The following is a 15,830-nucleotide window of genomic DNA, read 5'->3' as shown; positions in this document are numbered from 1 at the left end:
CACGCGTCTGCGGCATGGGGCCGTCAGCTGCGGAACAAACCAGAATCGCACCGTCCATCTGTGCTGCACCCGTGATCATGTTCTTAACATAGTCAGCGTGGCCCGGGCAGTCTACGTGTGCGTAGTGACGGCTCGGTGAATCATACTCAACGTGAGACGTCGCAATGGTAATACCACGCTCACGCTCTTCCGGTGCGTTATCGATCGTGTCGAATGCACTGGCTGAACCTGTGCCCCAAACTTCGTGACATACACGCGTCAGAGCAGCGGTCAGAGTCGTCTTGCCGTGGTCAACGTGACCAATAGTGCCCACGTTCAGGTGCGGCTTATTACGTTCAAACTTTGATTTAGACACAGTTACACCTCTTCCTGTTACTTAAGTCCTGGGTATCAACCCTTTTGAATAATTTCTTCGGCGATGTTGGTCGGCGCTTCCGCATAACGCGAAAACTCCATTGCGTAGGATGCACGGCCCTGAGTAACAGAGCGCAGATCCGTGGCGTAGCCAAACATCTCCGACAACGGAACTTCGGCGTTGATGGTTTTACCCGCCGGGCCGTCTTCCATACCCTGAACAAGGCCGCGACGACGATTCAAATCGCCAACCACGTCACCCATGTAGTCTTCAGGGGTTACAACCTCAACTTTCATCATCGGCTCAAGCAGAGCCGGGTTCGCCTCCAGCGCACCTTTTTTCATCGCCATGGAACCGGCGACTTTAAAGGCCATTTCGTTGGAGTCCACTTCGTGGTACGAACCATCGTACAAGGTTGCCTTGATACCCAGCAGCGGATAGCCGGCCAGACAGCCGTTCTGCATCTGCTCCGAGATACCCTGCTCAACCGACGAGATGTATTCCTTCGGAATAGCACCACCGACGATCTCATTCACAAAGATGAAGTTTTCACCATCCTCTTCGTCCAGCGGCAGCGGATCGAGCTTGATCTTTACATGCCCGTACTGACCGCGACCACCTGACTGGCGAACAAACTTACCTTCAACATCCGCGGACTGGCGAATGCACTCGCGGTAGGCAACCTGAGGCTTACCAATGTTTGCGTCTACCTTGAACTCGCGACGCATACGGTCAACGAGAATGTCCAGGTGAAGCTCACCCATACCGGAAATAATGGTCTGCCCAGTTTCCTCGTCGGTGCGCACACGGAACGACGGGTCTTCCTGGGCTAGTTTACCCAGAGCTGTACCCATTTTCTCCTGGTCCGCCTTCGACTTGGGCTCAACCGCAACCGAGATAACCGGCTCCGGGAACTCCATGCGCTCAAGAATAATCTTGTTATTCTCATCACACAGGGTGTCACCCGTGGTAACGTTCTTCAGACCGATTGCCGCAGCAATATCACCTGCCAGAACTTCCTTGATCTCTTCACGGTCGTTGGCGTGCATCTGAACCATACGACCAACGCGCTCTTTCTTGCCTTTTACGGAGTTGAGCACAGTCTGTCCAGACTCAAGCTTGCCTGAGTAAACCCGGAAGAATGTGAGGGTACCCACAAACGGGTCCGTCGCAATTTTAAACGCCAGGGCCGAGAACGGCGCCTTGTCGTCTGCATGACGGGTGCCTTCCGTGCCTTCATCATCGATCTCGCCACGGATAGCCTTAACTTCGTCCGGCGCGGGCAGGTACTCGATAACCGCGTCCAGCATCGCCTGAACACCTTTGTTCTTGAACGCTGAACCACAGCAGGCAAGAACAATTTCGTTAGCCAGCGTACGCTCACGAAGACCCTTCTTGATCTCTTCAAGCGTCAGCTCGCCGGTCTCAAGGTACTTGTCCATGAGCTCTTCGTTAGCTTCAGCTGCAGACTCTACCAGGTGTTCGCGATACTCATTTACCTGATCAATCATATCCTCGGGAATGTCGCCGACTTCATAGGTCATACCCATGTCTTTGTCATTCCAGTGGATAGACTTCATGCGCAACAGATCGACAACACCCTCGAACTGGTCCTCAGACCCGATCGGTAACTGCAGAGGAACCGGGGAAGCCCCCAGACGGTTTTTGATCTGTTCAACTACGCGCAGGAAGTCCGCACCGGCGCGGTCCAGCTTGTTAACGAAAACAATGCGGGGCACTTCGTACTTGTTTGCCTGGCGCCATACAGTCTCGGACTGCGGCTCAACACCAGAAGAACCACAGAATACAACAACCGCGCCGTCGAGCACTCGCAGAGAACGCTCAACTTCGATTGTAAAGTCGACGTGACCCGGGGTATCAATTACGTTGATACGGTGCTCATCGAACTGCTTGTCCATGCCCTGCCAGAATGTGGTCACAGCAGCTGAGGTGATGGTAATCCCACGCTCCTGTTCCTGGGACATCCAGTCAGTGGTAGACGCCCCATCATGGGTCTCACCCATCTTGTGGCTACGACCGGTGTAATAAAGAATACGTTCGGTCGTGGTGGTCTTGCCCGCATCAACGTGCGCACAGATACCAATGTTTCTGTAACGTTTAATCGGAGTTTTACGTGCCACTGTAATAAACCTCGGCTATTTAAAAACGGAAGTGGGAGAACGCCTTGTTGGCTTCTGCCATGCGGTGCACGTCTTCACGCTTCTTGACAGCGGAACCTTTGCTGTCTGCAGCGTCAAGAATTTCACCAGCCAAACGTTGCGCCATCGACTTTTCACCACGCTTCCGGGAAAACTCTACGAGCCAGCGCATAGCCAGCGCGTGCTGACGTGAAGGCCTTACTTCAACAGGCACCTGGTACGTCGCACCACCCACACGGCGGGATTTAACCTCTACCATCGGCTGGATGTTCTCCAGGGCCTTCTCAAACATGTCAAGAGGCTCTTCTTTGGATTTTTCGGCAACAATCGTCAGCGCGCCATAAACAATGCGCTCTGCTACCGCTTTTTTGCCACTCTCCATCACGTGGTTGATGAACTTGGCAAGGCGGGTGCTACCAAATTTCGGATCCGGGATGATCTCCCGTTTTGCTGCAATACGTCTTCTAGGCATCGATAAGCCCTTATCTGTTTTAAAAGGTCTTCAGGAACCCCTGAGATAGCCACAGGCTACTCAGCCTTACTCTTACCGTTCTCACAAGCAACGATAAAAGACACCCATCAGGGATATCAGGACTTGGGTCGTTTGGCACCGTACTTCGAACGGCCCTTCTTACGGTTCTGCACACCCTGGGTATCCAGTGTTCCGCGAACAGTGTGATAACGCACACCCGGAAGGTCTTTTACCCGACCGCCGCGGATCAGCACAACACTGTGCTCCTGAAGGTTGTGGCCTTCACCACCAATGTATGAGGAAACCTCGTAACCGTTGGTCAGACGAACACGACACACTTTACGCAGTGCGGAGTTCGGCTTCTTCGGTGTTGTGGTGTATACACGTGTGCACACTCCACGGCGCTGAGGGCATGCCTGAAGAGCAGGAACATCGCTCTTGGCCACTCTGCGCTTACGAGGCTTACGTACCAACTGATTAATCGTTGCCATGTAAGCAAACTCCAAAAACCATATCAATGAAACTTACCCCCAGCTAAGGGGGTAAAATTAAGGGTCGCAAGTTTAATCCGGCGCCCCCGGACAGTCAAGAAGACTGTTCTCTTTTTAACCACCTCCGCGTAAGTAACTACACGGAGGTGGTGTGCTTATCTCAACCTCCGCGGTTGAGTTCTGCACTCAGAGCTTCTTCCACGTCGGCTGCGGTAACGCCCTGCTCTTCCAGTTCGCGTTTACGGCGACGCTCGGCGTGATAAGCCAACCCGGTTCCCGCAGGAATCAGTCGACCAACCACGACGTTTTCTTTCAGGCCACGCAGGTAGTCGCGCTTGCCGGTAACCGCACCTTCGGTGAGAACCCGGGTGGTTTCCTGGAACGACGCCGCAGAGATAAACGACTCAGTCGCCAGCGATGCCTTGGTGATACCAAGCAACAAACGCTCGAACCTTGCCGGCTCTTTATCCGCTGCGTGCGCTTTTTCGTTTTCCTCCAGGAGACGGGTAATCTCAAGCTGGTCACCGGAAAGCAGGTCGGTGTCACCCGGATCGGTGACCTCAACCTTGCGCAGCATCTGGCGTACGATAACCTCGATATGCTTATCGTTGATGATAACGCCCTGCAGACGATACACATCCTGGATTTCGTTAGTGATGTACTTCGCTAACTCAACCACGCCAAGCAAGCGCAGGATATCGTGCGGGTTGGATGGCCCGTCGGATATCACCTCACCTTTTTCAACCGTCTCGCCCTCAAACACGTTCATCTGACGGTGTTTGGGAATCAGCACCTCGTAGGGATCTGCATCCTGCGGGGTGATCACCAGACGCTTCTTGCCCTTGGTTTCCTTACCGAACGATACGGTCCCGCTGATCTCTGCCAAGATAGAAGACTCTTTCGGCCGGCGGGCCTCAAACAAGTCAGCAACCCGTGGCAAACCACCGGTGATGTCGCGGGTCTTCGTACTCGCCTGGGGAATACGCGCAACTGCGTCACCCAGCTCGATGCGTGCGCCGTCAGCCAGTGTGACCAGCGCGTTTGCCGGCAAGAAGAAAATAGCTGCGCCACCACCGGGCAGCTCAACTTCGTTACCTGCTTCATCAATCATCTGAATCGCTGGCCGGAGATCCTTACCGGCTACCGGACGATCCTTGGGATCGATGACCTCCATGGTGGACAGGCCGGTCAGTTCGTCAGTCTGGGTACGCACGGTAATACCCTGCTCCATATTGACGAACCTGGCGGTACCCTTGGCTTCTGCAATAATCGGATGCGTGTGCGGATCCCACTTGGCAACCACAACGCCTGCGTCTACCTCATCACCATTGCGTACTGACAATACGGCGCCGTAGGGCAGTTTGTACCACTCCCGCTCACGACCCTGATCGTCGGCTATTGCCAGCGCAGAGGAGCGCGAAATGACCACCAGGCTGCCGTCGTCTTTCTCAAGCGACTTGAGGTTGTGCAGACGCACCGTACCACCATGCTTCACCTGGATATTGTCCACAGCCGATGCCCGACTTGCCGCGCCACCAATGTGGAACGTACGCATGGTCAGCTGTGTACCCGGCTCACCAATGGACTGTGCCGCAATAACACCAACGGCTTCACCCACGTTAACCTGATGGCCTCTGGCCAGGTCGCGGCCATAGCACATGGAGCAGATGCCGTGACGGGTCTCGCAGGTAATCGCAGAACGCACCCACACTTCGTCAACACCGGCGCTTTCAAGTAGCTCTACGGCCTTTTCATCCAACAGGGTATCTTCCGGGATAACCGCGTTATCCTTGTCGGTTGGTGTAAAGGCATCCCGGGCGGTAACCCGCCCCAGCACTCGATCACCCAGTGGTACAACGACATCACCACCCTCGATGTGCGGCGTCATCAGGATACCTTCCTGGGTTCCGCAGTTTTCTTCTGTCACTACCAGGTCCTGAGACACGTCCACCAGACGACGGGTCAGATAACCCGAGTTGGCGGTCTTCAGTGCGGTATCTGCCAGACCCTTACGGGCACCGTGGGTGGAGATAAAGTACTGAAGTACGTTCAGCCCCTCACGGAAGTTGGCGGTGATCGGCGTCTCGATGATTGAGCCGTCGGGCTTGGCCATCAGGCCTCGCATACCAGCCAGCTGACGAATCTGAGCAGCGGAGCCACGGGCACCGGAATCGGCCATCATGTAAACGGAGTTAAACGACTCCTGCATCAGAGCTTCACCGTCTTCCCCTTTGACGACGTCACCCTCAGCATCGATGACCTTTTCCTGTGCCAGACGCTCCATCATGACCTTGGAGACCTTGTCGTTAGCACGGGACCAGATATCGATCACCTTGTTGTACTTCTCGCCCTGAGTCAGCAGGCCCGATGCGTACTGGTTTTCTATATCTTTTACTTCCTGCGTCGCCGCATCCACCAGCTCGTACTTTTCCGGGGGAATCTCGAAATCGTTGAAGCCGATGGAAATCCCGGAAACCGTTGCATAGTGATAACCCATGTACATGAGCTGGTCGGCAAAGATAACCGTATCTTTCAGGCCGGCATCCCGGTAGCAGGTATTGATCAGGTTAGAAATCTCTTTCTTGACCATTGGTTTGTTAACCAGGTCATAGGAGAGGCCATCCGGAACAATATCAAACAGCAAGGCGCGGCCTACCGTAGTGTCGACAATCTTGTACTCTTCGGTGCGCTCACCATTTTCCTGGATTGTGACTTCTTTGACCCGCACCTTAACAATCGCCTGCAGGTCGACCTTGCCGGCGCCATAGGCGCGGTGTGCCTCTTTGATGTCGGCAAACACCATACCTTCGCCGGTCGCACTCTTACGCTCACGGGTCATGTAATACAGGCCGAGTACTACGTCCTGGGAAGGAACAATGATCGGCTCACCGTTTGCCGGCGACAGGATGTTGTTCGTGGACATCATCAAGGCACGGGCTTCAAGCTGAGCTTCCAGCGTCAGCGGTACGTGCACCGCCATCTGGTCCCCGTCAAAGTCGGCGTTATACGCCGCACAAACCAACGGGTGCAACTGGATTGCCTTGCCCTCGATCAGGACCGGTTCGAAGGCCTGGATACCGAGACGGTGCAGTGTCGGCGCCCGGTTCAGCATAATCGGGTGCTGACGGATAACTTCATCCAGAATATCCCAGACAACACCCTCTTCCCGCTCGACCATTTTCTTCGCGGCCTTGATGGTCGTCGCCAGCCCCCGATGCTCCAGCTTGGAGAAAATAAAGGGCTTGAACAGCTCCAGCGCCATTTTCTTCGGCAGACCACACTGATGCAGGCGGAGATAAGGCCCGACCACGATCACCGAACGGCCAGAGTAGTCCACCCGCTTACCGAGCAGGTTCTGACGGAAACGGCCTTGCTTACCCTTGATCATATCCGCAAGCGACTTCAACGGACGCTTGTTGGTACCGGTAATCGCCCGTCCCCGACGACCGTTGTCCAGCAGGGCGTCAACCGACTCCTGCAGCATACGCTTTTCGTTGCGCACGATAATGTCCGGAGCGCTCAGTTCAAGCAGACGCTTCAGCCGGTTGTTCCGGTTAATCACGCGACGATACAGGTCGTTAAGGTCAGAGGTCGCGAAACGACCACCGTCAAGCGGTACCAGTGGACGCAGGTCGGGCGGCAGCACAGGCAGGACCGTCATGACCATGTCCCCAGGCTTGTTGCCTGAGTACAGGAAAGCTTCCAGAATTTTCAGGCGCTTGCTGAACTTTTTGATCTTGGTCTCGGAATTGGTCTGGGGAATCTCTTCCCTCAGGGCATCCACTTCCTCTTGCAGATCAATACCCTCGAGCAGTTCTTTGACGGCTTCGGCACCCATGCGGGCATCAAACTCGTCGCCGAACTCTTCCAGGGCTTCAAAATACTGTTCGTCGTTAAGCAGCTGGCCCCGCTCAAGCGTCGTCATACCCGGGTCGATCACTATGAAAGACTCAAAGTAGAGCACACGCTCAATGTCACGCAGCGTCATATCCAGCATCAGACCGATACGGGACGGCAGTGACTTCAGGAACCAGATGTGCGCGACCGGGCAGGCCAGGTCGATATGGCCCATGCGCTCACGACGAACGCTGGCCAGAGCGACTTCAACGCCACACTTCTCGCAGATCACACCGCGATGCTTGAGGCGCTTGTACTTGCCACACAGGCACTCGTAATCCTTGATCGGGCCAAAAATCTTGGCACAGAAAAGGCCGTCACGTTCTGGCTTGAACGTGCGGTAGTTAATGGTCTCAGGCTTCTTTACTTCACCAAAGGACCAGGAACGGATCATGTCCGGTGACGCCAGTCCAATACGAATGGCGTCAAATTCCTTGCTTTGGTTCTGGCTCTTGAGAAGATTCAGCAAATCTTTCATCAGTAAAAGCTCCGGATGGCGTTAATCTCGGGCGGGCACAACAAGTGCCCGCTCACGCTGCCAAAAACAATTCGGTTCACTCAGATTCCAGCTCGATGTCGATACCCAGCGAACGGATCTCCTTGACAAGAACGTTGAAGGACTCCGGCATGCCGGGCTCCATCCGATGGTCTCCATCGACAATGTTCTTGTACATCTTGGTCCGGCCGTTCACGTCGTCAGACTTGACAGTGAGCATTTCCTGCAGTGTATACGCTGCACCATAGGCCTCAAGTGCCCATACTTCCATCTCACCGAAACGCTGACCACCGAACTGCGCCTTACCACCCAATGGCTGCTGGGTAACCAGGCTGTAGGAACCGGTGGAACGGGCGTGCATCTTGTCATCAATCAGGTGGTTGAGCTTGAGTATATACATATACCCAACCGTCACCGGACGATCAAAAGCGTCACCTGTGCGGCCGTCGTACAGCATGGTCTGACCACTTGTGTCCAGACCAGCCAGATCAAGCATGTGCTTGACTTCGGCCTCTTCCGCACCATCAAACACCGGCGTAGCCATTGGCACCGCATCGCGCAGGTTGTTGGACATCTCGAGAATTTCTTTATCACTCAAAGAGTCCAGATCGACCCGGCCTACTTCGTCTGAGTGGTTATAGATTTCATCGAGCAGCTGACGCACCTCGGCGACCTTGCGCTGTTCATCCAGCATTTTGCTGATGCGCTCACCCAGCCCTTTGGCTGCCGCACCCAGATGGGTTTCAAGAACCTGCCCTACGTTCATTCGCGATGGAACACCCAGCGGGTTCATGACCACATCCACGGTGTTACCAAATTCATCGTATGGCATGTCCTCTACCGGCATCACGGCAGAGATAACACCCTTGTTACCATGGCGCCCGGCCATCTTGTCACCTGGCTGAATACGACGCTTGATCGCAAGATATACCTTGACGATTTTCTGCACGCCCGGGGCCAGATCGTCACCCTGCTGCAGTTTTCCTTTCTTGTCGTCAAAGCGAGCTTCATGCTCCTTCTTACGGTCTTCAAGGCCCTGCTCGGACTTCTCCAGAAGCTCATTAAGGCTTTCGTCTTCCATGCGCAACCGGAACCAGTCTGCACGCGGCAGGTCGCTCAGGTAGCCCTCTTCCAGAGTCGCGCCCTTTTTCAGGCCCGGACCACTGATCACCGGCTTTCCTTTCAGAGCCTGCATCAACCGCTCAAAGGTGGCACCTTCAACGATTCGATATTCGTCTTTCAGGTCTTTCCGGTACTGATCAAGCTGCTCTTTCTCGATGGACTGGGCGCGCTGGTCTTTCTCGATACCATCACGGGTAAAGACCTGCACATCAATCACGGTACCGCGCGTTCCTGTAGGAACCCGTGAGGAAGTGTCTTTTACATCCGACGCTTTCTCACCAAAAATGGCCCGCAACAGCTTTTCCTCCGGTGTCAGCTGGGTCTCACCTTTGGGTGTGACCTTGCCCACCAGAATATCGCCGGCGCCTACTTCTGCACCGATATAAACAATGCCTGACTCATCGAGCTTGGACAGAGCACTTTCACCCACGTTCGGAATATCCGCGGTGATTTCTTCACTGCCCAGCTTGGTATCACGAGCCACACAGGTCAGCTCCTGAATGTGAATGGTCGTCAGGCGATCTTCCTGAACAACCTTCTCGGAGATCAGGATCGAGTCCTCAAAGTTATAACCATTCCAGGGCATGAATGCGATGCGCATGTTCTGCCCCAGCGCCAGTTCACCCAGGTCTACCGAAGGCCCGTCCGCTAGCACGTCGCCGCGGGCAATCACGTCGCCCTGGTTGACAATGGAGCGCTGGTTAATACAGGTATTCTGGTTCGAACGGGTGTACTTGGTGAGGTTATAAATGTCCACACCAGCATCACCGGCTTCTGTTTCTTCGTGGTTCACACGAACCACAATCCGGGCCGCGTCAACACTTTCGATAACGCCACCACGACGGGCAGAGACGCACACACCGGAATCCTGAGCCACCGTACGCTCAACACCTGTGCCCACATAAGGGACCTGTGCGCGCAATGTGGGAACAGCCTGGCGCTGCATGTTGGCACCCATCAGTGCCCGGTTAGCATCGTCGTGCTCCAGGAACGGTATCAGCGAGGCTGCAACCGACACGACCTGCCGCGGAGAGACGTCCATGAAGTTGACGCTTTCCGGAGACATGACGGTTGTCTCGTTCTGGTGACGCACTGTGACCAGCTCACCGGTCAGACGGTGGTCATCATCCATAGCCGCACTGGCCTGGGCGATAACATAGTTGCTCTCTTCGATGGCTGACAGGTATACGAGCTCATCAGTCACCTGTCCATCGATAACCTTGCGGTAAGGACTTTCCAGGAACCCATAGGAGTTCGCCCGGGCGTAGGTCGCCAGAGAGTTGATCAAACCGATGTTCGGGCCTTCCGGCGTCTCGATCGGACACACCCGTCCATAGTGAGTCGGGTGTACGTCCCTCACCTCAAAGCCGGCACGCTCCCGTGTCAGACCACCAGGCCCGAGTGCGGAAATGCGGCGCTTGTGCGTCACTTCCGACAGCGGGTTGTTCTGGTCCATAAACTGGGACAGCTGGCTGGAGCCAAAGAACTCTTTGACCGCTGCTGCTACCGGCTTGGCGTTGATCAGGTCCTGCGGCATCAGCCCTTCGCTTTCAGCCAGACTCAGCCGCTCACGGACCGCCCTTTCAACACGAACCAGACCGACACGGAACTGGTTCTCGGCCATTTCACCAACCGAACGCACCCGGCGGTTGCCCAGGTTATCGATGTCATCGACGTTACCGTGACCGTTACGGATGTCGATTAGCGTCTTCAGGACATCAATGATGTCTTCGTTCGTGAGCGTGCCAGAGCCAGTGCTCTCTTCACGACGCAGGCGACGGTTCAGCTTCATACGGCCAACCGCAGACAGGTCGTAACGCTCATCCGAGAAGAACAGGTTAGTGAACAGATTTTCTGCCGACTCTTTCGTGGGCGGCTCTCCCGGACGCATCATCCGGTAGATCTCAACGAGGGCCTCCAACGGGCTACGGGTCGGATCGATCCGCAGGGTGTCGGACATGAACGGGCCACAGTCCAGATCGTTGGTATACAGAGTCTCGATTTCGGTGACGCCGGCATCAAGAATCTTGTTGATAATCTCTTCATCCAGCTCGGTGTTGCACTCAACCAGCACTTCACCAGTGGCCTCGTCGACCATATCTTTTGCCAGCACACGGCCGAAAAGGTACTCGGTCGGTACATCAAGCTCTGTGATGCCGGCCTTCTCAAGCTGCCTGATGTGACGGGCGGTAACACGGCGCCCCTCTTCCACAATCAGGTTGCCTTCGTTGTCCTTGATATCAAACGTTGCGATATCGCCCCGCAGCCGGCTGGGTACCAGCTCCAGCTTGCAGGTCTCTGCTCCAAGGGTAAAGCTGGTTGTCTCAAAGAACATTCCCAGCATCTGCTCGGATGTATATCCAAGCGCACGCAGCAGAATCGATGCCGGTAACTTGCGTCGACGGTCGATACGAACGAACACTGAGTCTTTGGGATCAAACTCGAAATCGAGCCAGGAGCCACGGTATGGAATAACCCGGGCCGAATACAACAGCTTGCCGGATGAGTGAGTCTTGCCCTTATCATGGTCAAAGAACACACCCGGAGAGCGGTGAAGCTGGGAAACGATAACACGCTCGGTACCATTGATAACGAAGGTACCGTTCTCAGTCATCAGGGGCATTTCGCCCATGTAGACTTCTTGTTCCTTGATATCCTTGATCGCCTTGCTGGACGATTCCTTATCGTAAATGATAAGGCGAACTTTTACTCTCAGCGGCGCTGCATACGTCACGCCCCTAAGCTGGCATTCCTTAACATCGAATACGGGCTCACCAATGCGATAGCTCACGTATTCAAGCGCTGCGTTGCCAGAATAACTGGCAATCGGGAATACGGATTTGAATGCTGCGTGAAGACCGGTTTCCCGACGATCTCCAGGCGCGGCTTCCATTTGGAGGAAATCCCGGAATGAATCCAGCTGAATAGACAGCAAATAGGGGACATCCATCACGGACGGCAATTTACTAAAATCTTTGCGAATCCGCTTTTTCTCAGTGTAGGAGTAAGTCATCTGCATTCCCCAGCTTTAGACCTGATACCTGGTATCAAGAAGCAACCAATGTTCTGCTTCGGGGCCGAATTGCTCGGCTTATCGTGCCGTCTTGATCAAAGACACTATATTAAATACAACAGAAAAAGGCCGGTGGCACACAGCCACCAGCCCTTACTACGCATGTAGCGCAGTTTCGATCAACAGCCGACTCTTACTTAAGCTCAACAGAAGCGCCTGCTTCCTCAAGCTTCTTCTTGGCTTCTTCTGAGTCTTCTTTGCTCGCTGCTTCTTTGATAGTAGAAGGCGCACCGTCAACCATTTCTTTAGCTTCTTTCAGACCCAGGCCGGTCAGTTCACGAACGGCTTTGATAACGTTAACTTTCTTCTCACCAACACCGGTAAGAACGATATCAAACTCAGTCTGTTCTTCTTCAGCGGCAGCTTCACCACCACCAGCAGCAGGTGCAGCTGCAACGGCGGCAGCGGCTGATACGCCGAACTTCTCTTCCATTGCTTCTACCAGCGCAACTACGTCCATTACGCTCATTTCTGCAATTGCGTTCAAAATGTCTTCGTTAGACAGAGCCATGACTTTCTCCAAAAAATATAAAAATGGTGTTCAACAGAATCAAGCAGCTTCTTGCTTCTGGTCGCGAACTGCCGCAACGGCGCGGGTCACTTTCGAAGGAACTTCGTTCAGTGTCCGTGCCAGCTTGGTGATTGGTGCCTGTGTAACCGCAGCCAGCATCGTCAATGCTTCGTGACGTGTTGGCAGCTTGGCAAGACGATCGATCTGGTTTCCATCCATCAGCTCACCGCCGACGGCCAGTCCTTTAATATCGAACGTATCTTTCTCTTTTGCGAAGTCCTTCAGCAGACGTGCTGCTGCACCTGGATCTTCCATAGAGAATGCCAGAAGGGTTGGACCAACCAGCGCTTCGTCAATGCACTCAAACTCGGTACCGCGAATAGCGATTTTGGCCAGGTTGTTACGAACAACCTTCAAACGCACATTCTCAGCACGAGCCTTGGCACGCAAAGCCGTCATGTCGCCAGAGGCAACACCACGATAGTCAGCCAAAACCACAGACAGAGCACCACCGGCAGTCTCGTTGACTTCAGCGACGATCGCTTTCTTGTCTTCGAGTCTAATTGCCACTGGATTTCTCCTCGATTTAGCCGGGTGTATCCCGACAAACCCATTATTACCCTCAGAGAGCCTTCTGTTTGCCCATTCTGGGTGGATACAGATGGCTCCCTTCGGGCGCCTTAACGGTGTTTGGGTTCAGAGAACGTCTTCACACCGTCTACGCAGGCATTGCTTTAACCCTTTCTGTCTGGGACATCCGGGGCCTGCGGTCTTTGACAGCCTTGGCTTCTGCCTAGACTACAAAGTGACTACCGATCTACAGGTCAGATTGCCAGACCGTTCTGATCGATGGTCAGGCCAGGACCCATCGTAGACGAAAGAGTGATCTTCTTGAGATACACACCTTTTGCCGCAGATGGCTTGGCCTTTTTCAGATCTGCTATCAGAGCTTCAAGGTTTTCCTTGATGTTCTCAGCAGAGAATTCCACGTTACCCAGCGGAGCGTGAATAATGCCGTTTTTGTCCGTACGGTACCGTACCTGACCCGCTTTCGCGTTTTTAACAGCCGTCTCTACATCCGGAGTAACTGTACCTACCTTCGGGTTCGGCATCAGGCCGCGAGGCCCAAGAATCTGGCCCAGCTGACCAACAACACGCATAGCGTCCGGCGTGGCGATAACCACGTCAAAGTCCATGTTGCCTTTTTTGACTTCCTCAGCCAGGTCGTCCATGCCCACAATGTCTGCGCCTGCAGCCGTTGCTTTGTCTGCATTTGCACCCTGGGTGAAAACAGCAACGCGAACGCTTTTACCAGTGCCGTGCGGCAGTACAGTACTGCTACGAACAACCTGGTCTGATTTTCGCGGATCAACGCCAAGATTAACGGCTACATCCACTGACTCTTTGAACTTTACCGTTTCGCCAAGTTCAACCAACAGGGCAACAGCTTCCTCAATAGGATAGGCGCGTGTCGAGTCGGTTTTTTCCCGGATAAGCTTCTGACGCTTGCTCAGCTTTGTCATTTTACACGCCCTCCACGGTCAGGCCCATGCTGCGGGCAGTTCCGGCAATTGTGCGAACCGCTGCATCCATATCAGCAGCTGTCAGATCCGGCTCTTTGGTTTTCGCGATCTCTTCGAGTTGCTCGCGGGTTACCTTACCGACTTTATCGGTATTTGGCCGACCAGATCCGGTTTTAACACCTGCTGCTTTCTTGAGCAGAACCGGTGCGGGTGGTGTTTTGGTGATGAACGTAAAACTGCGATCACTGTAGACAGTGATAACCGTAGGAATAGGAAGGCCGGCCTCCATATCCTGAGTCTGCGCGTTAAAAGCTTTACAGAACTCCATGATGTTCACACCACGCTGACCCAGAGCAGGACCAACGGGGGGGCTCGGGTTGGCCTTGCCGGCTGCAACCTGAAGCTTGATGTATGCTTCTATCTTCTTTGCCATGATAGTACTCCTGTGGGTTCAAACGCCTTCGAGGCTCCCCGTTTCAGACACAAAAAGCCCGCTACACCTTGGTGCGCGAGCCTTCCGGTAAAAAGCTGCGGTTCAGTCTTTTTCGACCTGACCAAATTCCAGTTCTACTGGAGTTGAGCGTCCAAAAATAAGAACAGCAACTTTGACACGACTCTTGTCGTAGTCGACTTCTTCAACTACGCCATTGAAGTCCGCGAAAGGACCTTCAATTACGCGCACAACTTCGCCTGGCTCAAACAACGTCTTGGGCCGAGGTTTATCGGCACCACTTTCGACACGGCGCAGAATCGCCTCTGCTTCGCGCTCTGTAATAGGAGCAGGCTTATCCTTGGTACCACCGATAAAACCGAGCACACGCGGCGTGTTCTTGACAAGATGCCAGGTTGCGTCATCAAGCTCCATCTGAACAAGAACATATCCGGGATAGAACTTGCGCTCACTTTTGCGCTTCTTGCCGTCGCGCATCTCTACAACTTCTTCGGTAGGAACCAGGATATCACCGAATTTGTCTTCCATACCCTCGAGCGCGACCCGCTCAGTAAGGGTGCGCATTACACGCTTCTCATATCCGGAATACGCATGAACTACGTACCAGCGCTTTGCCATTGCCCACTCCTGTTAACCGATGAACCCGGCGACAAGCCAGCTAATTAACGAGTCCATGCCCCACAAAATAAGGGACACTACCAGCACAAACACCACAACGATTACTGTGGTCTGCACCAGCTCTGGCCTGGTGGGCCAAACCACCTTCCGGATTTCGACACGCGCCTCTTTGAGCAGTGTCGCAAAGCGACGCCCCCGCACTGTTTGCAAAGCCACAAAACCTGCAACAATTGCCAGAGCAACAAGAGCCAGAACCCGATACAGCAACGATTCGGCGCTGAAATACTGGTTACCAACAACACCAACAGCAACCAGCAAAAACACAACCAGCCACTTCAAAGTATCGAAGCGGCTGCTTGACTGAACGGCTTTTGACTCCATGGGAATCAACTTATCTATCCGGATGTTTAAAAAAATGGCAGGCCAGGAGGGAATCGAACCCCCAACCTGCGGTTTTGGAGACCGCTGCTCTGCCAATTGAGCTACTGGCCTGCACCGAAACAACTCAGTGCACTTACACTACCGAGCAAATTACTCGATAATCTTTGCGACTACACCGGCACCAACGGTACGGCCACCTTCGCGAATCGCGAAACGCAGGCCATCTTCCATGGCGATCGGAGCAATCAGGGTAACATCCATCTTCACGTTGTCACCCGGCA

Annotated in this window: 13 protein-coding genes and 1 tRNA gene; all 14 read right to left on the bottom strand. The window is 54.1% G+C overall.

Annotation, left to right across the window (positions count from 1 at the left end; translation table 11 throughout):
• Positions 1-355 (bottom strand): GTP-binding protein (locus tag FFI95_RS15270; protein ID WP_246069532.1); only part of this gene is annotated, 355 nt, incomplete at its 3' end.
• 35 nt (positions 356-390) lie between these two features.
• Complete coding sequence (gene fusA / locus FFI95_RS15265; RefSeq protein ID WP_144823894.1) at positions 391-2,496, bottom strand: elongation factor G; 2,106 nt, start codon at positions 2,494-2,496, stop codon at positions 391-393.
• A 19-nt stretch (positions 2,497-2,515) separates the two neighbouring features.
• Positions 2,516-2,986 (bottom strand): 30S ribosomal protein S7, encoded by a 471-nt coding sequence (rpsG, locus tag FFI95_RS15260; RefSeq protein WP_144823893.1) that lies wholly within the window; start codon positions 2,984-2,986, stop codon positions 2,516-2,518.
• 116 nt (positions 2,987-3,102) lie between these two features.
• Positions 3,103-3,477 carry a 30S ribosomal protein S12 gene (gene rpsL, locus FFI95_RS15255; protein ID WP_144823892.1) on the bottom strand — a complete coding sequence of 125 codons (375 nt, stop codon included), beginning with the start codon at positions 3,475-3,477 and terminating at the stop codon, positions 3,103-3,105.
• 160 nt (positions 3,478-3,637) lie between these two features.
• Entirely contained in the window at positions 3,638-7,852 is a 4,215-nt protein-coding gene (rpoC, locus tag FFI95_RS15250; RefSeq protein ID WP_144823891.1) for a DNA-directed RNA polymerase subunit beta', read from the bottom strand.
• 76 nt (positions 7,853-7,928) lie between these two features.
• Positions 7,929-12,005 carry a DNA-directed RNA polymerase subunit beta gene (gene rpoB / locus FFI95_RS15245; protein ID WP_144823890.1) on the bottom strand — a complete coding sequence of 1,359 codons (4,077 nt, stop codon included), beginning with the start codon at positions 12,003-12,005 and terminating at the stop codon, positions 7,929-7,931.
• Positions 12,006-12,198: 193 nt separating this feature from the next.
• The gene (rplL, locus tag FFI95_RS15240) at positions 12,199-12,576 is read right to left on the bottom strand and encodes a 50S ribosomal protein L7/L12 (RefSeq protein WP_144823889.1); all 378 of its coding nucleotides are present in this window, start codon (positions 12,574-12,576) and stop codon (positions 12,199-12,201) included.
• A gap of 39 nt (positions 12,577-12,615) precedes the next feature.
• On the bottom strand, positions 12,616-13,146 hold the full coding sequence (gene rplJ, locus FFI95_RS15235; protein WP_144823888.1) for a 50S ribosomal protein L10: 531 nt from the start codon (positions 13,144-13,146) through the stop codon (positions 12,616-12,618).
• Positions 13,147-13,400: 254 nt separating this feature from the next.
• Positions 13,401-14,099: a 50S ribosomal protein L1 gene (gene rplA / locus FFI95_RS15230; RefSeq protein WP_144823887.1), complete on the bottom strand. Its 699-nt coding sequence runs from the start codon at positions 14,097-14,099 to the stop codon at positions 13,401-13,403.
• Position 14,100: 1 nt separating this feature from the next.
• Complete coding sequence (rplK, locus tag FFI95_RS15225) at positions 14,101-14,532, bottom strand: 50S ribosomal protein L11 (protein ID WP_144823886.1); 432 nt, start codon at positions 14,530-14,532, stop codon at positions 14,101-14,103.
• A gap of 102 nt (positions 14,533-14,634) precedes the next feature.
• Complete coding sequence (nusG, locus tag FFI95_RS15220) at positions 14,635-15,168, bottom strand: transcription termination/antitermination protein NusG (protein WP_144823885.1); 534 nt, start codon at positions 15,166-15,168, stop codon at positions 14,635-14,637.
• A gap of 12 nt (positions 15,169-15,180) precedes the next feature.
• On the bottom strand, positions 15,181-15,549 hold the full coding sequence (gene secE / locus FFI95_RS15215) for a preprotein translocase subunit SecE (protein WP_144823884.1): 369 nt from the start codon (positions 15,547-15,549) through the stop codon (positions 15,181-15,183).
• 35 nt (positions 15,550-15,584) lie between these two features.
• A tRNA-Trp gene (locus FFI95_RS15210) sits at positions 15,585-15,660 on the bottom strand.
• 39 nt (positions 15,661-15,699) lie between these two features.
• The coding region (locus tag FFI95_RS15205; RefSeq protein WP_484177367.1) for an EF-Tu C-terminal domain-related protein at positions 15,700-15,830 on the bottom strand (131 nt) is incomplete at its 5' end.

Source organism: Marinobacter piscis (assembly GCF_007671655.1).
Classification (GTDB): Bacteria; Pseudomonadota; Gammaproteobacteria; order Pseudomonadales; family Oleiphilaceae; genus Marinobacter; species Marinobacter piscensis.
This window is presented reverse-complemented; position numbering and strand designations above follow the sequence as displayed.